Annotated in this window: 17 protein-coding genes; 8 read left to right on the top strand and 9 right to left on the bottom strand. The window is 69.4% G+C overall.

The window, feature by feature from the left end; genetic code table 11:
* Positions 1-97: 97 nt before the first annotated feature.
* On the bottom strand, positions 98-421 hold the full coding sequence (locus C8D87_RS03985; RefSeq protein WP_112225565.1) for a peptide-N-glycosidase F-related protein: 324 nt from the start codon (positions 419-421) through the stop codon (positions 98-100).
* Here C8D87_RS03985 and C8D87_RS03990 point away from each other — a divergent pair.
* Positions 384-791 (top strand): hypothetical protein, encoded by a 408-nt coding sequence (locus C8D87_RS03990; protein WP_146771615.1) that lies wholly within the window; start codon positions 384-386, stop codon positions 789-791. The genes C8D87_RS03985 and C8D87_RS03990 overlap by 38 nt on opposite strands.
* 9 nt (positions 792-800) lie before the next feature.
* Here the strand turns inward: C8D87_RS03990 and C8D87_RS03995 are convergent, their stop codons facing one another.
* A complete protein-coding gene (locus tag C8D87_RS03995) occupies positions 801-1,274 on the bottom strand; it encodes a discoidin domain-containing protein (protein WP_215732152.1) in 474 nt (157 codons plus the stop codon).
* A 253-nt stretch (positions 1,275-1,527) separates the two neighbouring features.
* Here C8D87_RS03995 and C8D87_RS04000 point away from each other — a divergent pair, with 253 nt between their 5' ends.
* The 4 genes from C8D87_RS04000 to C8D87_RS04015 are packed head-to-tail and all read left to right on the top strand — an operon-like array spanning position 1,528 to position 6,785.
* Positions 1,528-2,481: an arabinan endo-1,5-alpha-L-arabinosidase gene (locus C8D87_RS04000; protein WP_112225568.1), complete on the top strand. Its 954-nt coding sequence runs from the start codon at positions 1,528-1,530 to the stop codon at positions 2,479-2,481.
* A 33-nt stretch (positions 2,482-2,514) separates the two neighbouring features.
* Positions 2,515-3,882 (top strand): glycoside hydrolase family 43 protein, encoded by a 1,368-nt coding sequence (locus tag C8D87_RS04005; protein WP_112225569.1) that lies wholly within the window; start codon positions 2,515-2,517, stop codon positions 3,880-3,882.
* 11 nt (positions 3,883-3,893) lie between these two features.
* Positions 3,894-5,330, top strand: coding sequence for a family 43 glycosylhydrolase (locus C8D87_RS04010; protein WP_112225570.1), 1,437 nt, complete (start codon positions 3,894-3,896; stop codon positions 5,328-5,330).
* Between the two features lie 3 nt (positions 5,331-5,333).
* The gene (locus tag C8D87_RS04015) at positions 5,334-6,785 is read left to right on the top strand and encodes a family 43 glycosylhydrolase (protein ID WP_112225571.1); all 1,452 of its coding nucleotides are present in this window, start codon (positions 5,334-5,336) and stop codon (positions 6,783-6,785) included.
* On the opposite strand, the gene C8D87_RS04020 is transcribed toward C8D87_RS04015, so the two are convergent.
* The 4 genes from C8D87_RS04020 to C8D87_RS04035 all read right to left on the bottom strand — a co-directional run bounded on the left by C8D87_RS04020 (position 6,765) and on the right by C8D87_RS04035 (position 14,567).
* Positions 6,765-8,663 carry a glycosyl hydrolase family 95 catalytic domain-containing protein gene (locus tag C8D87_RS04020; RefSeq protein WP_112225572.1) on the bottom strand — a complete coding sequence of 633 codons (1,899 nt, stop codon included), beginning with the start codon at positions 8,661-8,663 and terminating at the stop codon, positions 6,765-6,767. The genes C8D87_RS04015 and C8D87_RS04020 overlap by 21 nt on opposite strands.
* A complete protein-coding gene (locus C8D87_RS04025) occupies positions 8,660-10,618 on the bottom strand; it encodes a beta-galactosidase (protein WP_112225573.1) in 1,959 nt (652 codons plus the stop codon). The genes C8D87_RS04020 and C8D87_RS04025 overlap by 4 nt, the downstream gene beginning before the upstream one ends.
* A 29-nt stretch (positions 10,619-10,647) precedes the next feature.
* A complete protein-coding gene (locus C8D87_RS04030) occupies positions 10,648-11,655 on the bottom strand; it encodes a LacI family DNA-binding transcriptional regulator (RefSeq protein WP_109639637.1) in 1,008 nt (335 codons plus the stop codon).
* Between the two features lie 80 nt (positions 11,656-11,735).
* A complete protein-coding gene (locus C8D87_RS04035) occupies positions 11,736-14,567 on the bottom strand; it encodes a glycoside hydrolase family 3 C-terminal domain-containing protein (protein ID WP_215732153.1) in 2,832 nt (943 codons plus the stop codon).
* A gap of 234 nt (positions 14,568-14,801) precedes the next feature.
* On the opposite strand from C8D87_RS04035, the gene C8D87_RS04040 reads away from it, so the two are divergent.
* From C8D87_RS04040 to C8D87_RS04050, 3 genes are all read left to right on the top strand, one after another.
* Entirely contained in the window at positions 14,802-17,051 is a 2,250-nt protein-coding gene (locus C8D87_RS04040) for a rhamnogalacturonan lyase (protein ID WP_215732154.1), read from the top strand.
* Entirely contained in the window at positions 17,048-18,055 is a 1,008-nt protein-coding gene (locus C8D87_RS04045) for an SGNH/GDSL hydrolase family protein (protein WP_112225575.1), read from the top strand. Before C8D87_RS04040 ends, C8D87_RS04045 begins: the two co-directional genes overlap by 4 nt.
* A gap of 109 nt (positions 18,056-18,164) precedes the next feature.
* The gene (locus C8D87_RS04050) at positions 18,165-19,130 is read left to right on the top strand and encodes an acetylxylan esterase (RefSeq protein ID WP_112225576.1); all 966 of its coding nucleotides are present in this window, start codon (positions 18,165-18,167) and stop codon (positions 19,128-19,130) included.
* Here C8D87_RS04050 and C8D87_RS04055 read toward each other — a convergent pair.
* From C8D87_RS04055 to C8D87_RS04065, 3 genes are all read right to left on the bottom strand, one after another.
* On the bottom strand, positions 19,127-20,281 hold the full coding sequence (locus tag C8D87_RS04055) for a right-handed parallel beta-helix repeat-containing protein (protein ID WP_112225577.1): 1,155 nt from the start codon (positions 20,279-20,281) through the stop codon (positions 19,127-19,129). The two genes, C8D87_RS04050 and C8D87_RS04055, sit on opposite strands and share 4 nt — an antisense overlap.
* Positions 20,282-20,498: 217 nt before the next feature.
* The gene (locus C8D87_RS04060; protein WP_112225578.1) at positions 20,499-22,259 is read right to left on the bottom strand and encodes a rhamnogalacturonan lyase; all 1,761 of its coding nucleotides are present in this window, start codon (positions 22,257-22,259) and stop codon (positions 20,499-20,501) included.
* A gap of 7 nt (positions 22,260-22,266) precedes the next feature.
* Positions 22,267-22,959, bottom strand: coding sequence for a glycoside hydrolase family 12 protein (locus C8D87_RS04065; protein ID WP_109641295.1), 693 nt, complete (start codon positions 22,957-22,959; stop codon positions 22,267-22,269).
* Between the last annotated feature and the right edge of the window lie 55 nt (positions 22,960-23,014).

Raw genomic sequence — 23,014 nt, forward strand, 5'->3', positions numbered from 1 at the left:
CGTGCGGTAACCGGAGTCGCCGACGTACGGCACCCGGCAGCCGATGCCGATGCCGATGCCGATGCCGATGGTCACGGTGACGTCCTTCCCGGCGATGTCACCGGTCGGGGAAGTACCGGCTCGGGATCAACCCGCCTGGGCACCAGCTGCGCGGGTTGCCGGCGGTGTTGTTGCGGAAGATCCCGGGGTTGCCGTCCGGGCCGTACTGCTCCAGGCTCACGCAGTCCACCGCGGTGGAGAACGACCCGACCCTGTTGCCGTTCACCGACACGGTGACGGTGGTGTTGGAGCACTCCTCGCCGCCCGCCGCCGAGCCGTAGCCGGCGATCACCAGCGCGATGTCACCGCGGTTGCCCGTCGCGGTGTGCGCGACCGGGCCCGCAGTGATCGAGTTGGTGGTCTCGCGGACGCCGGAGATCATCCCGGCGACGTCGGAGAAGGCGCTGATCGGCGACGACCTGCGGGTGCGGGTGAGCTATCACGCGCAGTGCGACAACTACGACCGCATCGGCACGGTGTTCTACGTCGCCGTGCCGAAGGGTGCCACGCCGACCGCGGCCAGGCCGAGGGTGACCCTGCAGGACTTCATCACCCCGTTCCGCAACTACTGGCGAGGTGTCAAGGCGAACTGCACGTTCCCGGACGCCGACCTCGGTCCGTACGCGGGTGCGCTGGCGGATCCGGGCAAGGACGTGCACCTCGGCATCGGCGGCGGCTCCAACCGCGTCGGTCAGCTTCCCCGCGAACTCGGTGCCCCGGTTCCACGTCAGCACGCCCGCGGGCGGGTGTAGCCGACCGGGTCACCGCTGGTGTAGACGCCGAACTGCGGGATGCGGTCGAACACCGGGATGACGCCGCCGCCGGGGGGTGCCGTACACCTCGAACTCGTAGATCCGCGCGGCCGGGCCGGCGGTCCGGGTCGCCGCGGTGACGACGTGTTTGGCGTAGCGGGCACTGGCCGCGGTGATCGGATGCGTCGTGGTGCTCGCGGTGTTGTCCGTGACGGACACCGCCGTCGTCCACGTGCTGCCGTCGGAGGACAGCTGAACGGCGAACGCCTTGGTGTTGTACGTGGCCGCCTCACCACCGGCGCCCGCGTGCTCGACGGTGAAACCGGTGATCGACGCAGGCACGCCGAGGTCGACCTGGAGGTACTTGACGCTTGCCGTCGAGCACCACCTGTCGCTGTTGCCACCGGCGACGCTGCCGTTGACGGCCTTCTCCGGCCCTTCGGCGCCCGCGCACGCGAGGGAGCCGGTGGCCGGCTTGTTCAAGGCCAGTTGATGTCCGCAGCGAACGCGGCCGGGGCACTGACGAGCAGGGATGGTTGTCGCACGCCCACATATGTGAACGCTCACCACACCTCTGATCGAACATTCGACAAACCTTGCCAGGCAAGAAAAAGTTGAGTTACGGTGCGTTGATAACGTTCACATTCACTGTCGGCTCCGGAGTCCGGGAGCGCGAGATCGGCGCACAGCAACACCTGTTAGCGCTAACAGCCATCGGTTGCCAACGGAGGCATCCATGTCGATCGCTCGAGTCACCGCACTCGCCGCCGTAGCCGCACTGGTCGTCGCGCCGTCCGCGTCGGCGGCCGCGTATCCGGACCCCGCCCGCGTCACCGGCGACATCCGCGTGCACGACCCAGCGGTGGTCAAGCGGCCCGACGGCAGCTATCTGCTGGCGCACACCGGCGACAACCTGGCGCTGAAGACCTCCCGCGACCGCGTGACGTTCCGCAACGCGGGCACGGTGTTCCCCGGCGGCGCGCCGTGGACCACGGCCTACACCGGCGGTGGCAGGAACCTGTGGGCCCCGGACCTCTCCCATCTCAACGGCCGCTACCACCTGTACTACTCGGCGTCGACGTTCGGATCCAACCGCTCGGCGATCTTCCTGGCCACCAGCCCCACCGGTGACTCGGGCAGCTGGACGCACCGCGGCCTGGTGATCGAGTCGCGCAGCTCCGACGACTTCAACGCCATCGACCCGAACCTCGTGGTGGACGACCAGGGCCGCTGGTGGCTGAGCTTCGGCTCGTTCTGGTCGGGCATCAAGATGATCCAGCTCGATCCCGCCACCGGCCTGCGGCTCGGCAGCGGCATCACCGCCATCGCCGGACGCGGTGGCGGCGCGATCGAGGCGCCGTTCATCGTGAAGCGCGGCCAGTACTTCTACCAGTACGTCTCGTTCGACTTCTGCTGCCGCGGCGCGTCGAGCACCTACCGGGTGATGGTGGGGCGGTCCTCCAGCGTCACCGGCCCCTACCTCGACCGCAACGGTGTGCCCCTGAACTCCGGTGGAGGCACGGAAGTGCTGGCTGGCCACGGCAGCGTGCACGGGCCTGGACATCAGGCCGTGCTCGCCGACACCGGCGGCGACTTGCTCATCTATCACTACTACGCCGACAACGGCACGTCGCTGCTGGGCATCAACCGCCTGACCTACGACTCAGCCGGCTGGCCCCGCGTGCTCTGAGAGGTTCGTCCCTCTGTTCCAAGGAGAAGGTCCATGCGTTCGTCCCTGCCGCGCGCCGCGCGTTCCATCCGGCGGTACGTGCTGATCGCCGTCACGGCTGCCCTCGCCGCGGCCGGCGCTGTCTCCGGCTCGTCGACGGCATCGGCCGCCGGTCCCGTGCCGCACTACCTGATGACCGCGTTCACCAACAGCAGCGAGTCGAACATGTACGTGTACGACTCGGCGAACGCGACCGGCTTCACGCAGGTCAGAGCCAACGCGTACACGCCTCCGACAGGCCTCATTCGCGATCCCAGCGTCATCCGGCACACCGACGGCTACTACTACATCGTCTACACGACGAACTGGACGGGCGACACGATCGGTTTCGCCCGCAGCGCGGACTACGTGTCCTGGACGTTCGTGCGCAACGTCCGCGTCGGCCTCAACGGGGCCACCGGCAGCACGTGGGCGCCGGAGTGGTTCAAGGACTCCGACGGCAGCGTCCACGTGATCTTCTCCGCGTCCACGACGGGCACGGCGGGACAGTTCCGTCCATTCCGGATCACCGCGACGAACCCGGACCTGTCCGCGTGGACCAGCCCCGTGGCACTGGGCATCCCGGCCAACTACATCGACAGCTTCGTGGTCAAGGCCGGCGGCACCTACCACAACTTCCTCAAGAACGAGACGACGAAGTACATCGAGCACGCCACCGCCACGTCGCTGAACGGTCCCTGGACATTCGTCGGCACCGGCAACTGGGCGGGCTGGGGCGCGGGGCTCGAAGGTCCCGCGATCACGCGGCTGCCGGACGGCCGGTGGCGGATCTACTTCGACCAGTACGGCCAGCGGCGCTACTTCTACGCCGACAGCGCGAACCTGACCACCTTCGGCGCCAAGGTCGAGCTGCCCGGTCTGTCCGGCACCGCCCGGCACTTCACCGTGCTGCGCGAGGACTCCGGTGACGGCACGGCGGTGGCGACGGGCAACCGGTCGCTGCGGTCGGTCAACTTCCCCGACCGCCACGTCCGGCACCGCGACAACCTGGCCTACGTCGACCCGGTGAGCTCGTCCAGTGACATCACGGTCCGGAGGGACGCGACCTTCACCATCGTGCCGGGCCTCGCGAACGCCGCCTGCTACTCGTTCCGGTCGGTGAACCACCCGGACCGCTACCTGCGGCACTACGCCTTCCGCGTCCGGCTGGACACGAACACCGGTGACTCGGTGTTCGCCCGCGACGCCACGTTCTGCGGGCGCGCCGGTCTCGCGGGCAACGGCAGCACGTCGTTCGAGTCCTACGCCCAACCCGGCCGGTACCTGCGCCACTACGGCTTCGAGGTGCGCGTCGACTGGCGCACGTCCGACGCGGCGTTCGCCGGCGACTCGTCGTTCACCGTCTCCTCACCACTGGCCTGAAAGGACAGTCGATGAAGACAGCCCTGCACCGCGTGGCCGTACTGGTGCTCGCCGCCGTCACCTGCGTCGCCGGCCTGCCCGTGCCGCACGCGTCGGCCTCGCCCGCCGTGCGGTACACGAACCCAATCGCGGAGCGGCGTGCCGATCCGCACATCGTCAAGCACACCGACGGCTTCTACTACTTCACCGCGACCGTGCCGGAGTACGACCGGATCGTCCTGCGCCGTGCCACCACGATCCAGGGCCTGGCCTCGGCACCGGAGACCGTGATCTGGCGCAAGCACTCGAGCGGTGAGATGGCCGCCCACATCTGGGCGCCGGAGATCCACTTCATCAACGGCAAGTGGTACGTCTACTTCGCCGCGGGGCGCAGTGACGACATCTGGCGCATCCGGATGTACGTGCTGGAGAGCTCGAGTGCGAACCCGTTGACCGGACCGTGGACCGAACGCGGCCGCATCACGACCCCGTGGGACACGTTCTCACTGGACGCGTCCACGTTCGTCAACAACGGTGTGCGCTACCTGACCTGGGCGCAGCAGGAACCCGGTATCTCCACCAACTCCAACCTCTACATCGCCCGCATGGGTGCGAACCCGTGGACGATCACCGGCACGGTGACGAGGCTGACGGTGCCGACGCTGGCCTGGGAGACCCGCGGGTTCAAGGTGGCAGAAGGGCCGGCGGTCCTGCAGCGCAACGGAAGGATCTTCCTGACCTACTCGGCCAGCGCCACCGACGCGAACTACTGCCTCGGCCTGCTGACCGCGTCGGCGTCGGCGGACCTGCTCAACCCGGCGTCGTGGACCAAGAGCCAGAACCCGGTGTTCGCGAGCAACGCCGCGACCGGCCAGTACGGGCCCGGCCACAACTCGTTCACGGTGTCCGAGGACGGCCGCAGCGACGTCATGGTCTACCACGACCGCAACTACCGCGACATCAGCGGCGACCCGCTCAACGACCCGAACCGCCGCACGCGGGTGCAGAAGGTCTACTACAAGGCTGACGGCACACCGGACTTCGGCATCCCGGTACCCGATGGCCCCACCCCGGTGCGGCTCAAGGCGTACGACTCCGAGCGGTTCGTCCGGCACTGGGAGTACCGCGCGAAGCTCGAAGCGAACGTGTCACCGCTGGCCGACTCGCAGTTCAAGGTGGTGACGGGGCTGACCGGCTCCGGCACGGTGTCGCTCGAGTCGACCAACTTCCCCGGCTACTACCTGCGCCACCGCAACAACGAGCTCTGGGTCGAGCGCAGCGACGGCAGCACGCTGTTCCGCAACGACGCCAGCTTCTCCCAGCGCGCGGGACTCGCGGCGAGCTCCGCGGCGTCGTTCGAGTCGCTCAACTTCCCCGGCCGCTACATCCGGCACAGCAACGGGCTGGTCAACCTGCAAACGGTGAGCGATGCGCAGGGACGCACCGACGCGACGTTCGTACTGGAGTAGAAGATGACAATCCGCACGACCGCCCTGCTCGCTTCCGCCGTGCTGCTCGGCGCAACCGTGGTGGCGTCGCCGGCAGTGGCGGCCACAGTGGACACCAACGCGTACTACGTCCTCGTCAACCGCAACAGCGGCAAAGCCTTGGACGTGTACAACCTGGCCACGAACGACAACGCGCCGATCGTGCAGTGGTCGCGCAACGACGGCGCGTGGCAGCAGTGGCGGTTCGTCGACTCCGGCGGCGGCTACTACCGGCTGAAGTCCCGGCACAGCGGCAAGGTGCTGGACTTCTCGTCCACCGCGGACAGGACCGGTCTCGTGCAGACGACCGACGCCGGCCGCACCGGCCAGCAGTTCCGCCTGGCCGACTCCGACGGCGGCCACGTCCGCCTGATCAACCGGGCCAGCGCCAAGGCCGTCGACGTGCTGGACTTCTCGACCGCGGACGGTGCCCAGATCATCCAGTGGCCGGACACGCAGGGACGAAACCAGCAGTGGCAACTGGTCCGGGTGGGGGCACCCGGCACGTTCACCAACCCGATCAAACGCAACGGCCCCGACCCGTGGCTGCAGTACTACAACGGCTACTACTACCTGGCAACGACGACGTGGAACTCCACGATCACGATGCGCCGCTCCCGCACGCTCGCCGGTCTGGCGAGCGCCGCGGAGACCGTGGTGTTCAACCTGTCCGGCCGGCCCAACGGGTGCTGCAACATGTGGGCGCCGGAGTTCCACCTGCTCAACGGCCGCTGGTACCTCTACTACGTGGCCGGGCAGAACGTGCCGGACTACAACCCCACGCAACGTCTGCACGTGCTGGAGAGCGCGGGCACCGACCCGATGGGCCCGTACACGTTCAAGGCGGATCTGGGCAGCACCTGGGAGCTCGACCCGAGCATCCTGCAGCACAACGGCAGGCTCTACCTGATGGGCAGTGCGATCGACGGCACTCAGAGCCTGACCATCACCCCGCTGTCCAACCCGTACACGATCAGCGGAGCGCGGCGCACCATCTCCCAGCCGACGCTGGCGTGGGAACGGCAGACGGGAGCGGTCAACGAAGGTGCGGAACCGTTGTACCGCGACGGCCGCGTCATGATCGTCTACTCGGCCAGCGCCTGCTGGGGCCCGGACTACAAGCTCGGACTGCTCACCCTGACCGGAACCGACCCCCTCAACCGGTCGCACTGGACGAAGTCGCCCGACCCGGTGTTCCAGCGCAACGACGGCAACGGCGTGTTCGCCCCCGGCCACAACGGGTTCTTCAAGTCCCCCGACGGCACCGAGGACTGGATCGTCTACCACGCCAACGACAGCGCCTCGGGTGGCTGCGACATGAACCGCTCCACCCGTGCGCAGAAGTTCACGTGGAACGCCGACGGAACGCCGAACTTCGGCACTCCGGTCCGCCTCGGCACCCAGCTCGCCGCGCCGTCAGGTGAGCCAGTCGGTTGAGCCGAGCCGCTCGTCGAGCATCAGCAGCAAGTCGGGCCGCACCGTCACCTCGGCGGTGCGGCCCCGGTACGTCAGGGTGACGGTCTTCTCGGCGCCGTGCCCGCGCAGCCCGACCGCGCGCAACTCGCCCTCGTCCCACCACAGGTCGACGGCCACGCCACCCCGTGCACGCAGGCCGCGCACCACTCCCGTGGGCCACGCCGACGGCAGCGCGGGCAGCAGCCTCAGCTCACCGGTGTGGCTCTGCAGCAACATCTCCGCGATCGCCGCGGTGGCCCCGAGGTTGCCGTCGAGCTGGCACGGCCCCGCGCACAGCAGGTTGCCGTGCACCCCGTCACTCAGCAACGTCGACAGCAGCGTGTGCGCGCGATCGCCGTCACCGAGCCGGGCCCACAGCGCGGCTTTCCACGCCAGTGACCACCCGGTGCCCCCGTCCCCCATTGCCACCAACGCGCGTTCGGCCTCGTCCGCCAGCTCCGGGGTGCGCACGCGATCAATCTGGTCGCCGGGATAGAGCCCGAACAGGTGCGGCCGGTCGGCCTCGGGCAGCTCGATCCCCCGGACACCGTCCACGACGTCGTCGCGGATTCCGAGGACGCCGGCCGCCAGAAGCAGGTTCGAGAACAGCTCCGCCGTCAACGCCAGGTCCATCGCGGAGGCGAGTTCGCCGTTCGACCCCAGCCAGTGCAGGAAGAACTCGGCGGCACCCCGCAGCACCGGCCAGGCGTGGTCGCGCAGCCAGCCGTCGTCACCGGAGAACGCGTAGTGCTCCCAGAGGTGCCGGGACAGCCACGCGGCCGCCATCGGCCACGCCGGATCGCCGCCCTCCCCGGCCGGGGTGGTGAGGCACCAGGGGTCGCTGTTGTGGTGTGCCACCCAGCCCGGCGCACCGTGCAGAGCTTTCGCCGTGGCCGCACCGAAGCCGGACAGCTTGGCGACGAACTCCAGCAGCGGCTCGTGGCACTCCGGCAGCGCGGCGGCCTCGGCCGGCCAGTAGGTCATCCGCAGCGTGTCACCGGCGTGCGGCACGGAATCGGTGTGCGGGTTCCAGATCCCCTGCGGGGTGGCGGGCAGCGTGCCCGGCCGCGAGCCGGTGATCAGCAGGTAGCGGCCGTACTGGAACAGCAGGGCGGCGAGGGTCCGGTCGGGCCGCGCAAGCCGTTCGCCGGTCGGCAGGTCCGGCACCGGGCCCAGCTGCAGGCTCACCCGGTCGAACAGCGCCTGATGACTCCGGACGGCCTCGTCGCGGAACGACGCCCAGCCCAGCCTGCGCGCCCACTCGACCCGTGCGAGGGCCAGGCGGGAGCATTCGGCGGGGTCGTCCACCGGTTCCGTGCCCGGCCCGCGATAGCCGGCCTCCGTGGTGACGAAGACCGTGTCGCCGTCCACCGCGGCGACCACCGCCCAGGCCATCCCCTGCGGCACCCGGCCGCGCACCCCGACGACACGGCCGGACGACGTGAAGTGCTCGCCGGGCAACGCACCGCGCAGCAGCAGGCCGACCTGGGCACCGGTCACGCGCAGCGCCAGGACGTGCAGACCGCCGTGGCACACCGCCTCCCGCCGCACCTCCGCCGAACCCGTCCGGTACGCCATCGTGTAGACGCCCGTGCGCAGATCCAGCTCACGCCGGTAGGAATCGGCCCGCGCGGGCCCGCCGACGAGCATGAGGTTCGCCAGCGGCAGGTACTTCGCGGAATCGGGCTCCACGTCACCGGACGGCGGTGGCAGCGGCGACCCCGTCCACAGCCGATCGTCGTTGAGCTGCACCAGTTCGGTGTCGACGCCGCCGAAGCACAGCGCGCCGAGCCGTCCAGAGCCCAGCGGCAGCGCCTCCTCCCGCGCGCCGGCGGGAGCGGTGAACCACAGCCGGGTCACCGCAGCACCCGCACGCCGTAGCGCGGCAGCTCCGTGACACCGCTGACCCGCTCGCCGCTGAGCAGGTCGAGCTTGATGCCGTCGACCTCGACCTCGGTGGGCTCCGGCCGGTGGTTGATCACGAACAGCAGATCGCCGCGCCGCACCACCTCCACGCCCTCCGGCTGCGGCGACGAGGTGACACCCGCCTGCGAGGCCACGTGCGCGAGCAGGGCCCGCATCGCCGCGGGTTCCGGCCTGGTCGCCACGTACCAGGCGGTGCCCTCACCGAAGCTGTTGCGCAGCACCACCGGCATACCGCCGAGCTCGCCCTTGGTCACGGCCGCGACCACCTCCGCCGTCGTGGGCGAGAGGTCGTCGGCCCAGAAGTCGGCGGTGAACTCGCCGAGCAGCTCGGAGGAACAAGTCAGGGAGTCGCGCTGGGGCAGGAACTCGTCGATCCGCAGCCCCATCACGTCGGCCAGCAGCGCCGGATAGCCGCCCACCCGGACGTGGTCGTGCTCGTCCACGATCCCGGAGAAGAATCCCATCACGAACGTGCCGCCTTCGTCCACATAGGACGTGATGCGGTCGGCGTCGCAGGCGGTGAGCAGGTAGAGGTTCGGCGCGAGCACGACCGGGTACTTCGACAGGTCGTCGCAGGGCCGCACGAAGTCGGCGACGACCCCCAGCCGCCACAGCGGTTCGTAGAAGTCGTGCAGCCGCGCCAGGAGGTCGATCTCGGCCGGCAGGTGCGCGCCGCTGACCGCCCACCAGTTGTCCCAGTCCATGAGGATCGCGACCTGGGCGGGAACCGGTTCGCCCGCCACCTCCGACAGCTCGACGAGGTCCCTGCCGAGCGCGGCGACCTCGCGGAAGACGCGGCTGTGCGGGCCCCGGTGCGGCACCATGCCGGAGTGGAACTTCTCCGCGCCCGCGCGGGACGCCCGCCACTGGAAGAAGCACACCGAGTCCGAGCCGCGCGCGATCGCCTGCAGCGACTGGGTGCGCAGATGCCCTGGCGGCCTGCGCACGCCGTGTGAGCCGCTCGCGGACTGTTCCATCAGGAACCACGGTTTGCGCCCGGCCAGCCCGCGCATGAGGTCGTAGCTCATGGCCGTCCGCACGTGGGCGGCAGGGTCCGTGAGGTCCGGATACCAGTCGTGCGACACGAAGTCCTGCTCCGCCGCGGCCTGCCAGTAGTCGAGGGGCGCGAACAGGCCCATGAAGTTCGAGGTGACCGGCACGAACGGCGTGGTGTTGTGCAGGATCTCGCGTTCGGCCCGCAGGCACTGCAGCAACGCCTCCGAGCAGAACCTCTTGAAATCGAGCACCTGGGTGGGGTTGCGCAGGTACGGCGCCGCGCGTGGCGGCAGGATCTCCGCCCACTCCCCGTAGTGCTGGCTCCAGAACGCCGTCGCCCACGCCTCGTTCAGCGCGCCGAGCGTCTCGTACTTCTCCCGCAGCCAGCGGCGGAAGTGCTGCGCGGTCCGGTCGCAGTGGCAGACCTCGCAGTACTCGTTGTTGATGTGCCACGACCTCAGCGCGGGGTGCTCGGCGTAGCGGCGGGCCATCGCCGTGACGATGGCCCGCGCGTACTGCCGGTAGACCGGCGACGAGGGGCAGTAGTGGTTGCGGGAACCGTGCGACATCCGGACGCCGTCCGCCGTCACCATCAGCGTCTCCGGGTGGCGCAGGCTCATCCACGGCGGCGGCGAGGCCGTCGGGGTCGCGAGGCTGACGCCGATCCCGTTCTCGTGCAACAGGTCCAGCACGCGGTCGAGCCAGCCGAAGTCGTACGCACCCGGCGTCGGTTCCAGCCTGCCCCACGAGAACACGCCGACGGTGACCAGGTTGACCCCGGCCTCCCGCATGAGCAGGACGTCCTCGTGCCACACCGCCTCCGGCCACTGCTCCGGGTTGTAGTCACCTCCGTAGGTCAAGCGGCCGCGCGTGACGTCGGACAGGTTCCGCATGCCTCATCCCCATGATTGCGAACATCTCCTCATGCGCGGCGCAGGCGCGGGGCCGTGCTCGCGCGACCGGACAGCTTCGGCGGCAGGAGCGTCACCGGTGCCGCCGGGTGCCCGTTCAGCCTGGCGACGAGCAGTTCCATCGCCTGCCGCCCCAGTTCCTCCGCCGGCAGCTGCACCGAGGTCAGCTGCATCTGTTCCGCGAGCTCGTCCGGGCAGATCGCCACGACCGCCACGTCGTCGGGCACCCTGCGGCCCAGCGCGCGCAGACTTCCCGCAACCCAGCCGAGCGCCGCCTCGTTGTGCACGACGAGGGCGGTCATCGCCGGTTGCGTGCGCAGCAACGAGCGCACGGACGCCAGCACCGACTCGTAGTCGTCCTCGGCGGGAAGTGCCGTCGACGCGATGCCCCGCCGCATGGCCGCCGCGCCGAACCCCGCCATCGTGCGCTGCGCGTAGCCGGTGTTGCGCTGGTACACGACGCTCGGGGCGCCGAGGAACCCGATGTAGCGGTGGCCGAGGTCGGCGAGGTGGTCGACGCAGCGCGCCCCGGCGGCCTCGAAGTCGAGGTCCACACAGGTGAGTCCCTTGACCGCCGCCGGGCGTCCGATCAGGACGGACGGCTGGGCGATCTGCCGCAGCAGCGGGACGCGGTCGTCGTCGAGTTCCACGTCCATCACCAGGAAGCCGTCGACCTGGGCGCTGCCCGCGACCCTGCGCAGGCCCTGCGCGCCCTGGTCCGCCGTCACCAGCAGGACGTCCATGTCGTGTCTGCGGGCGGTCGTGACCGCCGCCGTCACGAACCGCATCACCACGGGCAGGTGCACGCCGTGACGCAGCGGCAGCACCAGCGCCACCACGTTCGCCCTGCTCGTCGCGAGCGCCCTGGCCCCGGCGTGCGGGTGGTACCCCAGCAGCCGGATGCTCTCCCTGACCTTGGTGCGGGTCTGCGGCGAGATCGACCGCTTGCCCGTGAGCACGTAGGAGACGGTGCTCGGCGCGACGCCGGCATGCCTCGCCACATCCGCGATGGTGACCACGTCGGCACCTCCGAGTTGAAGCGTTTCGACAACATTACGGGCGGATGATGACTTCCGTTCACCGCCGAAGGTGGGAACGTTCACATTGACGATTGACAGTCGAACTCCAAGCGGGCCAGTCGCATGCCCGGCGCGGTGAACACGGCGAACAGATCATGCGCCCCCAGCTCCGAGTGCACGGGCGTACTGATCTCGTGCCAAGAGTGTGGATCAGAATCCTCAGGGACTGTGAACGTGCACAGCAATCGTCCGCGAGCGTGATCGCCGATCCGCACCACGACCTCACCGGCCCGGCCGGCGACCCGTGCGGTGCAGTGGACGACGTTCTCGCCGATCCGCCCGTCGCCGAGCAGGACCCAGCCACCGGCCTCGGTGGACTCGACGGCGGTGCCGCGTTCCCGCGTCTCGTCCACCAGTGTGACGCCGGAGCAGTCGTCGAAGTCCTCAGGGCGGAGGACGGGGCCGCGCAGGGCGATCCCCTCCCCGATCACCAGCACCTCGCCGCGCGACCTGCGAACCGTGGACGTGCCCACCCACAGACCGTGCACGGACGTCTCGACGACCGGGCGGCCGCTCACGACGTCCCAGTGCCAGAAGTCCCTGCCGCGCAACGGGAACCGGACCACCCGGCTCTCCCCCGGCTCCAGCCGCACGCGGTGGAAGGCGAGCAGCTTGCGCAGCGGCTGGACCACCCGCGACTCCCGTTGCGTGCCGTAGAGCTGCACCACCTCCGCGCCGGGCCGGTCGCCCGCGTTGGCGACCTCGACCGAGACCTCGAACTCCTCGTGCTGCCACACCGATGCCGCGGAGACGGTCAGCGGGCCGTAGGAGAACCTGGTGTAGCTCAGTCCGTGACCGAACTCGTAGAGCGGGTCGCCCTCGAAGTACAGGTACGTGCCGCGCGACTTGATGATGTCGTAGTCGAACAGGTCCGGGAGTGATTCGACGCCGCGGTACCAGGTCTGGGTGAGCCTGCCGGACGGCGAGACCTCGCCGGACAACACCTCCGCGAGCGCGCGGCCGAGCTCCTGGCCTCCGTGCGACGACCACAGGATCGCCGGGACGTGCTCGTTCTCGCGCACCAGCGCGTACGGGTAGCTGCTGACCACGACCAGCACGGTGCGCGGGTTGACCTGCCGCACCGCCCGGATCAGCTCCGCCTGCCTCGGCGGCAGGTCGAGGTCCTCGCGGTCCTGCGTCTCACGCCCGTTGACGTGCGGGTCGTTGCCCGCCACGACGATCGCGACGTCCGCCGCCGCGGCGTGGGCGATGGCCTGGGCCAGGCCCGAGCGGTCGACCTCCAGCCGCCACCGCGCCGCCTCGCCCCGCGCGTCGACGAACCTGATGCCGTCACCGCGTGCGGCCACGTACTGGTTGAGCACCGTGTTGCGGAGCAGGCACGTGTCGCCGCCGAGCGGGACCAGTTCGAACAGTTCCATGACGTCCCAGCCGCCCGGCATCGTGCGTTCCGTGACGAGCTCGCCGTCCCGCGTCGACGCCACGTACCTGCCTGTCAGGACGCTGCGCAGGGTGACCACGTCCTGACCCCATTCGAACAGGTCGAACGCGGCCGCGTCGCTCCAGTGGTCCTCCAGGACGGCCCGGCCTTCTGGCGAGAAGGCGAGGAAGCGGCCGTTCCCGGTCGTCAGCGAGATCCGGTCGACGCCCTCGGTGAACGTCGTCTCACCACTGTGGAGCTGTGTGATTCCCTCCAGCGGTGTCACCGCGTACGGCAGCGTGCCGCAGTACCAGTCCTCGAACACGGTGCCCGCGGGCGCGCCGATGACGGCGATCTTCCGGTTGTCGCTCGGGTCGAGCGGCAGCAGTCCGTCGTTCTTGAGCAGCACGATCGACTGGCGTGCCGCCTCCAGCGCGAGTGCGCGGTGTTCGGGAGCGTCGATCACGTCCTCGGTGATCGACGCGTACGGGTTGAGCTCCGGCGGGTCGAGCTCGCCGAGCCTCGCGCGCAGGGTCAGCAGGCGGGTGACGGCCCGGTCCACGTGTTCCTCGGTGATCAGCCCTCGCTCCAGCGCCTCGGTCACGTTCGCGATCGTGGTCGCCGGATCGGCGTCGTGGTCGGTGAAGCTGTCGAGGCCCGCGCGCAGCATCGCGGCGTGCCCGGCGACGTCGTCCTCGTGGTAGGCCTGCAGACCGGCCACGTTGGACGGTGCCCAGGCGTCGCTGATGACCGCGATCTCGCTGTCGGTCCAGCTCCGCAGGTGGTCGTCGAGGTACGGCGTCAGGTGCGCCGGCCTGCCGTTGACCAGGTTGTACGACGGCATGACGGCCACCGCCGCACCCGCCGCGACCGGGCCGCGGAAACACGGGAACTCGTACTCGTGCAGCACGCGGGCCCGCAGCACCGACGACGTCGTGCACCTGTCGGTCTCGTGGTTGTAGCCCAGGAAGTGCTTCAGCGTCGGCGCGGTCTTGAGGTACACCGGGTGATCACCGCGCAGGCCGGCGGCATAGGCCGTGCCCATCACCGACGTGAGCAGCGGATCCTCGGAGTAGCCCTCCTCGTTGCGGCCCCAGCGCGGGTCGCGCAGCGGGTTCACCACCGGCGCCCACACGTTGAGCCCGTGCGCGACCGGATCCTTGTGGTGGAAACCGCGCACCTCGGTCCCGGTCGCGTCACCGATCGCTCGCACGAGGTCCGGGTTCCACGTGCTGGCCAGGCCGATCGGCTGCGGGAAGACGGTCGCGCGCCCCAGCCACGCGACGCCGTGCAGCGCCTCGGTGCCGGTGCGGAAGGCGCCGAGGCCGAGCCGCGGCACCGCGGGCTGCCACTGGTGCAGCAGCGCGATCTTCTCGGCGGTCGTCAGCCGTCCGAGCAGGTCGGCGACCCGCTCGGGCAGCGGCAGCTCCCGATTCCGGAACGGTGGTTCCCCGGTGGGGGTCTCGATGCTCAAGGCACGCCCTTCTTGGTCATCGAGTCTGAATCGAATCGCTTCGACTGTACGCCGTGAAAGTGGCACAGCTCACAGCACATCGTCAAGAGCGGCGGTGTCGTTCGATTCATTCGACATGCGTTCTGTCGAACGGTGCACCCGATTCGACGATTCTGAGCGGAAAACGCTTTCCACGTTATGCCACAACACATTTGCACCTTGCGTCACGTACCGAGACGGGTCATCGTTGCCGCCGTGGATCTGCGACGAAGCGTTCTGCTCCCGCTGGTGGTCACGGCCGTCCTCGCCGGGCAGCTGCCCGCGTCCGCGCGTTCCTCGCCCGGCGAACACCTCGATCGCGGCCTCGTCGCGGCGACCACGTCCGGTGGCGTGCACCTGAGCTGGCGCCTGCTCGGGCGGGAGGCCACCGGCGCGACCGCGACCGGGCTCGCCGGGCCTGACTTCGCGGTGTACCGCAACGGCAAGCGCATCGCCACCGTGACCGACAGCACGACCTTCGTCGACCCGGAAGCGATGCCTGGTGCGCGGTACCAGGTCGCTCCCCTGCGTCGCGGCATCGCGCTGGGGCGCAGCAAACCGGTGACCGCGTGGACGGCGTCTCATCACGACCTGCCGCTGCGCAAGCCCGCCGACGGCGTGACGCCCGCGGGCGAGCGCTACACCTACTCCGCCAACGACGTCAGCGTCGGCGACGTGGACGGCGACGGGCGGTACGAGTACGTCGTCAAGTGGGATCCGACCAACTCCAAGGACGTCTCGCAGGTCGGCTACACCGGACCGGTGTACCTCGACACGTACCGTCTCGACGGCACGCTGCTGCACCGGATCGACCTCGGCGTGAACATCCGGGCGGGCGCGCACTACACCCAGTTCCTCGTCTACGACTTCGACGGTGACGGCCGCGCGGAGCTGATGACGAAGACCGCGCCGGGCACCCGTGACGGCCGCGAGCGGTTCATCACGATGCCGCGCGAGGACGTCCGGGCCGGCTACTCGCACAGCGACGACTACCGGCTCAGCCCCGACGGGTACCGCAAGCACGTCATCGGCATGTTCCGCGGCTGGCACGCGCATCCGGAGGTGGTCGCCGGCCGCTGGCCCGCGACGCTGGAACAGGCGTTCGGCATCGAGAAGCGGTACACCTACCCGTTGTCCGAACCGGACGCCACCGCGCTGGCCGACCACTTCATCGACGTGTACGCGCCTTCCCGCAGTGCCAACAACAAGCTGCGCCAGTTCGCCGGGTTCATCGTCGACGGCCCGGAGTACCTGACCGTGTTCGACGGCCGCACCGGCCGGGAGCTGCAGACGGTCCGCTACGAGCCGGGCCGTGGCGACGACGGTCTCCTGTGGGGCGACTACGCGATGCCGCGCATCGAGCCGGGCAACCGCGTCGACCGGTTCCTGTCCGGAGTGGCCTATCTGGACGGCAAACGGCCTTCCGCGATCTTCGCCCGCGGCTACTACACCCGGTCCACCGTCGCGACCTACGACTGGGACGGCAGGCGCCTGAAGAAGCGCTGGCTCGTCGACAGCGGCCACGTCCCGATGACCAACCCCTTCCTCGACACCCCGCACGACCGCGACGGCTCGAACCCGAGCCACGCGAAGATGACCACTCAGGGCGCGCACTCGCTGAGCGTCGCTGACGTGGACGGCGATGGCAGGCAGGAGATCGTCTACGGCGGCGCGACGCTGGACGACGACGGATCGCTTCTCTACAGCTCCACCGGCGTGCTGCCACCGGGCAGCGTCCGCCCGGGAGACACGGCTCGGGTCGGTCACGGTGACGCCCTGCATGTCACCGACATCGACCCGAGCCGCCCCGGCCTCGAGATCTACATGGTGCACGAGGGAGGGCGGTACGCCCCTTACGGCTACGCGATGCGCGACGCCCGGACCGGAAAGACGATCTACGGCGCGTACTCCGGCAGGGACACCGGCCGCGGCATGATCGGCGACGTCCGGCCCGACGTGCCCGGCATCGAGACGTGGGCCTCCATGCCGAACGGTTCCGAGTCCGCGGGAATCTGGAGCGCGGACGGCCGGCGGCTCGAGGACCGTTCTCCCGGAACGAACATGAGCATCCGCTGGGCCGGCGACCTGACGACCCAGATCGTCAACGGCGCCCAGGACGTGACGCCGACGATCGACGACTGGCGGCGCGGCACCCTGCTCACCGCCACCGGAACCCGCACCAACAACGGCACCAAGGGAAATCCGTCGCTCGTCGCCGACGTGTTCGGCGACTGGCGAGAAGAGCTCGTCGTGCGCACGCAGGACAGCACGGCGTTGCGGTTCTACATCAGCACGGAACCGACGAACCACAAGATGTACACGCTCATGCACGACCGCCAGTACCGCGTCGAGGTCGCCCGCCAGCAGACCACTTACAACCAGCCGTCCTACCCGAGCTTCTACCTCGCGTCGGACGTCGACTGGTCGCGCGTTCCCCTGCCCTCGCACCGATTGGCCGGAAAATGATCAAGAAGCTTCTCGTCACGGCGGTGGTGCTCGCGAGCACCGTCGCCGTGGCCCCGGCGGCCTCCGCCGCCGTCACGAGCACACCCACCGACCCGAACGTCAGGTACTTCGGCCGCTGGAACACGAGCTCGTCGAGCGCCTACGTCTCCGAGTGGGCCGGCGCCTACCTCGTCGTCGGCTTCACCGGACGCACGGTGAAGCTCAAGCAGCGCCGCGCGATCGATTTCTTCGTGAGCATCGACGGCGGCCCCGACGTGTCGTACAAGAACGTGAGCGGCACGGTGAACCTCACCCCGACGCCGCTGGCCGCGGGCAACCACACCCTCCGCGTCTCCTACCGCCCGATCGCGGGTTCGTACAAGGGCGACGCGGTGTACCAGGGCATCGAGATCGACACCGGCGCACGGACCTTCGCACCCACCGTGCCGTCGAAGATCATCGAGTTCGTCGGTGACTCGATCACCGTCGGCCAGCAGTCCTCGAAGCAGGCTCTGACCGCGTACGGCTGGCTGACCGGCGAGAAGCTGAAGACGGGCCACACCCAGATCGCGGTGGGCGGCGCGTGCCTGCACCCGGCTGCCGACGGCTGCCTGAGCATGCGGGAAGGGTTCCTGCGCACCGGCCTCGCGCTGAACGCCCCCGCGTGGAACTTCGGCCGGTACCGCGCGAACGCCGTCGTGATCAACCTCGGCACCAACGACGTCGGGCACAGCGTCACCAAGGAGCAGTTCCGCTCCTCCTACGTCACGCTGCTGCGACGCGCGCGGGAGAAGTACCCGACCGCGGCGATCTTCGCCATGGGCACGTTCCGCAAGCGGTACCTGCCCGAGACCCAGGCCGCCGTGAAAACGCTCAACGACGGCGGCGACCACAACGTGCACTTCGTCAACACCCTGGGCTGGATCAACGAGGCCACCGACACGACCGACAACGTCCACCCCAACGACCAGGGACACCGCAAGATCGCCGACCGCCTGGCACCGATCGTCGCAGCCAAGATCTAGTGGCGTGGCCCGGGACGCCGGCTGGGTGATTCACTGAGCAGGGCGCCTCGCACCCGCCTGACCGTGAATCCGCCCGGCACCGTTCCGGGCCACACCTGCAGGAGCCCGCGTGCCCGTCGTCGACATGCCTGAGGAAGACCTGCTCCGGCACCGCGTCACCACCCCGGAGCCGGCCGACCTCGACGAGTGGTGGGCCACCCGGCTCGCCGAGACGACGGCCGCGGCCACCCCCGTCGTGCTCACGCCGCACGAGCCGGAGCTGTACCGGCCGTTGTCGGTGTACGACGTGGAGTTCTCCGGCGCGCACGGCCACCGCGTCCGCGGCTGGTACCTGCGCCCGCCCGGTGACGGCCCGCTGCCGGTGGTCGTGACGTACATCGGCTACGGCGGCGGGCGCGGCCTGCCCGCGCAGCACACGCTGCTGCCGACTCTGGGCTTCGCGACGTTCGTGATGGACAGCCGCGGGCAGGGCGGCCGGTGGTCGGTCGGCGCCACGGCCGACGCGGGCGCGGGCACGGGTCCCGAGCACCCCGGCGTGATGACCAGGGGCATCGCGAGCCCGGACGACTACTACTTCACCCGGCTCTACCTCGACGCGGCGCGAGCGGTGGACGTCGCGGCGGAACTGCCCGGCGCCGACCCCGGCCGCATCGCCGTCACCGGCGGCAGCCAGGGCGGGGCGCTCGCCCTGGCCGCCGCGGCGTTGCGCGGCGACCGGGTGCGGGTGTGCCACTCGGACGTGCCGTTCCTGTGCGACCTGCACCGCGCGGTGCGGATCGGCACCACCACGCCGTACACCGAGATCAGCGACTTCCTCGCGCAGCACGACGCGCTCGTGCCGGCCGCGCTCGAGACGCTGCGGTACGTGGACTGCGCGCTGCTGGCCCGCCGGATCAGCGCTCACACCCTCTTCAGCGTCGGGCTGATGGACGAGACGTGCCCGCCGTCCACCGTGTACGCGGCGTACCACGAGGTCCGCGCACCCAAGGAGATCACGGTGTCGCCGTTCGGCAAGCACACCACGCCCACCAGCCACGTCGAGACGCAACTGCGCCACCTGAGGGAGAACCTCTAGAGCGTCACCGGCTTGCCGCCGAGGGTCACCCGCAGCTTGCCGTCCGAGGCGAACGACCAGCCGAGGGCACCCGTGTAGCCAGCACACCGCGAGCCGTTGGCGCCCGTCCAGAACTGGTTCGAGCTGTCCGCGCTGCCGACGGTCTTGTCGTTGCTGCCCTTGCTGCTGCGACAGGACGTGTTGCCGCGGAACACCGAACTGCCCGCGTCGAACGAGAAGTTGCGCTCGTCGTTGTCGATGCTGAGGTTGCTCGACACCGCCATCGCGCCGGGGTTGCGGTTGTAGGTGAAGCCGTGCTTGCCGTTGTCGAACGCGATCGTGCGGCGGATCGTGTGGTTCACGGCGATGTCCTCGCCGCCCAGCTTGAAGCCGTTGCGGTCGCCGTTGCCGGCCTGGCCGCCGTTGCTGAGCGTGCCGTTCTTGTACGCCAGCGAGTCCTCGATGGTCACCGTGCCGATCGCGCCCGTGTCGGACTTGGTGTAGAGGTCCCAGCCGTCGTCGATGTTGTTGTGCGCCACGGCGTACCGGAAGACGTTGCCGGAACCGACGGTCAGCTTCGCGGCGAACCCGTCGGCGTCCTCGCCGTCGGAGTCGCGGTTGTCGTGCGACTCCGCGCTCAGCACCAGGTTGTTGGCCGGCCACTGGCTCTTCGGCGTGCTGGACGCCATGCGCGAGAGCTGCAGGCCCGTGTCGCGGTTGAAGCGGGTGATGGTGCGTTCGAAGATGTTGTTGCTGCCACCGACGAAAATGCCGTTGTCGCCGGCGCGTTCGACGGTGATGCCGTGGACGTGCCAGTACGACCCGTTCACGGCGAGGCCCCGGTTGGCCGGATCCTCGGACTGCGCCGAGAAGTTCAGCACCGGCTTCTCGGACTGGTAGGCCGTCAGCTTCTTGCGGGCGCTCGCCGTGCCGTTGTTGGTCGGCGGAATGGTCACCGTCTGGGCGAGGCTGTACGTGCCGCCGCGCAGGTGGATCGTGCCGCCAGCCGCGATCCGGGAGATCGCCGCAGTCAGCGTGGTCGGGTCCGAGATCGTGCCGGTCGCGCCGTCACGGCCGGACGGCGACACGTACAGGACGCTGTCGGCGGCGGACGCGGGTAACGGCAACGCCAGGACCACGGCCAAGGCCACGCCGATGGACTTCGTTTTCATCACGGGTTCTCCCCAGGTGCGAAAGGGCAATTCTGGGAGCGCTCTCAAGCAAGCTAACGCACCTACTTTCCGAACCGCAATGAAGCGCCAGAAGATTCACAACGGTGAAAAGCGTGCAATTCACGGACATGAATTCGCCGACCATTGTGAACGCACACCGAGTCCGCGCACGGTGAACCCGTCCGCGGACTCGGTGTTCAGTTGTCCCGCGAAGGAATCAGGGAGTCGCGAAGCTCGGGTGCGGCGGCTGGTTGTAGGCGGTGTTCTGCCAGGCCACGGCCTCCCGGTACTGCCGGTCCTCCATCAGCGACGGCCGCCGGATCGACGTCGGCTCGGTGGTCGAGTAGATGCGCAGCGCCCTGCTGTCGGAGGTGCGCCAGATGACCTCCTCGCGCCAGTCGCCGAGGATGTCCGCCTGCAACGCCGGCGTGGACTTGGTGCCGTTGTTGGAGGCCACGCCCGATCCGGTGAGCAGTCGCGTGTCACCGTTGGGGCCGTACTTGTCGATCGTGGTGCCGTTCAGCAGCTCGCGCTGCGCGTCACCGTCCCACCAGATCACGAAGTTGATCGAACCCGGCTTGCGCGCCGCGACCTGGCCGCCCGTGGTGGCGCTGCGCAGCCCGCCGACCGACGCGGACCACGCCTCGGCACCGGGGTTGCCCGCCCAGATGTCCGCGGCGACCGCGCGGCCGTTGTCACAGCCGCACGACGGCGCGCTCCACAGGATCTGGCCGGTCCGCGCGTCGCCCATCCAGTGCGTGACCTCGTTCGTCCACTCCGACGGCTTGAAGACCTCCAGGCCGGGACGGGACGGGATGAAGTCGCCGACGTGGAGCGCGTCGCCGTGGTGGGTGTTGTTCTGCCACAGACCGCGGCCGTTGTCGTCGATCGCCATCGAGCCGTAGATGATCTCGTCGCGGCCGTCGCCGTCCACGTCGGCCACGGACAGCTGGTGGTTGCCCTTGCCCTCCCAGGCCGAGCGGTTGGACTGCGCGTTCGAGTCGAACGTCCACCGGTGGGTGAGCTGCCCGTTGCGGAAGTCCCACGCCGCGATCACGGCACGGGTGTAGTAGCCGCGCGCCATGATGATGCTCGGCCGCGCACCGTCCACATAGGCCGTTCCCGCGAGGAACCGGTCGACCCGGTTGCCGTAGCTGTCACCCCACGACGAGACGTTTCCGCGTGGTGGCACGTAGTTCTCGGTGTCGAGCACCGCGCCGTCCGTGCCGCGGAACACCGAGAGGAACTCCGGCCCGGTCAGGATGTAACCGTCGGCGTTGCGGTGGTCGGCGTTCGCGTTGCCGATCACCTGCCCGGTGCCGGACCGGGTGCCGTCCGCGGTCTTCACGGCGATCTCGGCCTTGCCGTCACCGTCGTAGTCGAAGACCTGGAACTGCGTGTAGTGGGCGCCCGCGCGGATGTTGCGGCCGAGGTCGATGCGCCACAGCCGGGTGCCGTTGAGCTTGTACGCGTCCAGGTACACGTTGCCCGTGCGGCCCTTCTGCGCGTTGTCCTTGGCGTCGGCGGGATCCCACTTGAGGACGATCTCCCACTCTCCGTCGCCGTCCAGGTCGCCGACCGACGCGTCGTTCGCCACGTAGCCGGAGCCCGGGATCTGCAGGGGAACGTCCCGGCTCGTCGCCAGCGTGCCCACGGAACGCGTGGCCGCCGATTCCACGCCTCCGCTCACCTGACGCACCGAGTAGGACGCGTTCGCGGGCGCACCCGCGTCGAGATAGCTCGTCGCTGTCGTCACCGGCGCGCGGTTGACCTTCACGCCGTCGCGGTAGACGTTGAACGCCACATCAGCGGCGTCAGAGCCGAGCAGCCGCCACGACACGAAGTTGCCGTTGCCGTGGACCGACCGGATGCTGACGAGCCCGCGATCGGAGGAGATCGCCGGTTCACCTGCGAGCGCGGGCACGCCGCTCGCGACGAGAACCGCCGCCAGCAGTGCCGACATCGTTGTCAGCCTCATCGTGTTCTCACCCGCCCGAAACCGAGTAGCTGTTGGTCCTGAAGGTCTTGCCACCGCTCGACGACGTGATCTCGTAGCCGAACTGGACCTCGCCGACCGTGACGTCACCCCACCAGCCACGCGCGCGGATCCAGTTCATGACGGCCTTGAGGTCGACCGTGCCGGACGAGGTGTTGGACGTGCGCAGGAACGAGAACACCGCGTTGTGGCCGTTGGAGCCGCGGTACACGTCCCAGGTGTGGCCGCCGACGGTGAACGTGCCCTGCCGTGATCCGATGGCACCGACCGGGCCTGTCCTGTTCATCCACACCATGACCTCGTAGGCGTTGTTGTTCGCCCAGATGTCATAGGTGGTGGCGTAAGCGCCGGAACCCGGCACGCTCACGTTGAAGCTGCTCCTGAGCGAACCGATCGCACTGAGCCGCTTGTTCAACGCTTTTCCGGCGTGCGGGTACGACTTCACCCCACCGGTGTTCGGGTGATTGGCGAAGACATTCCACTTGCTGTAGGAATCCGCCGAGATCGTCTGCGAACCGTGGCCACTGCCCCAGATGTTGTTGCGCACGATGTAGCCACCGTTGTTCCAGGTGCCCCACCGGTCCGAGGACGACCAGACCGCCGCCGCCGCGGTCGGGGCGCCCAGTGAGAACGCGAGAGTCGCGGCGAGCGCTGTCACCAGCGCCCGCGTCAACGTGTTCATGGAACCTTCCTTCCCGGGGAAATTGAAACGTTTCACCCGGAGGAAACATTAGCGT

The organism is Lentzea atacamensis, assembly GCF_003269295.1.
GTDB lineage: Bacteria > Actinomycetota > Actinomycetes > Mycobacteriales > Pseudonocardiaceae > Lentzea > Lentzea atacamensis.

Coding starts and splice junctions, on each gene's coding strand:
- C8D87_RS03985 (WP_112225565.1), bottom strand. CDS start 421: ATGATCTCCGGCGTCCGCGAGACCACCAACTCGATCACTGCGGGCCCG.
- C8D87_RS04000 (WP_112225568.1), top strand. CDS start 1,528: ATGTCGATCGCTCGAGTCACCGCACTCGCCGCCGTAGCCGCACTGGTC.
- C8D87_RS04005 (WP_112225569.1), top strand. CDS start 2,515: ATGCGTTCGTCCCTGCCGCGCGCCGCGCGTTCCATCCGGCGGTACGTG.
- C8D87_RS04010 (WP_112225570.1), top strand. CDS start 3,894: ATGAAGACAGCCCTGCACCGCGTGGCCGTACTGGTGCTCGCCGCCGTC.
- C8D87_RS04015 (WP_112225571.1), top strand. CDS start 5,334: ATGACAATCCGCACGACCGCCCTGCTCGCTTCCGCCGTGCTGCTCGGC.
- C8D87_RS04025 (WP_112225573.1), bottom strand. CDS start 10,618: ATGCGGAACCTGTCCGACGTCACGCGCGGCCGCTTGACCTACGGAGGT.
- C8D87_RS04045 (WP_112225575.1), top strand. CDS start 17,048: ATGATCAAGAAGCTTCTCGTCACGGCGGTGGTGCTCGCGAGCACCGTC.
- C8D87_RS04055 (WP_112225577.1), bottom strand. CDS start 20,281: ATGAAAACGAAGTCCATCGGCGTGGCCTTGGCCGTGGTCCTGGCGTTG.
- C8D87_RS04060 (WP_112225578.1), bottom strand. CDS start 22,259: ATGAGGCTGACAACGATGTCGGCACTGCTGGCGGCGGTTCTCGTCGCG.
- C8D87_RS04065 (WP_109641295.1), bottom strand. CDS start 22,959: ATGAACACGTTGACGCGGGCGCTGGTGACAGCGCTCGCCGCGACTCTC.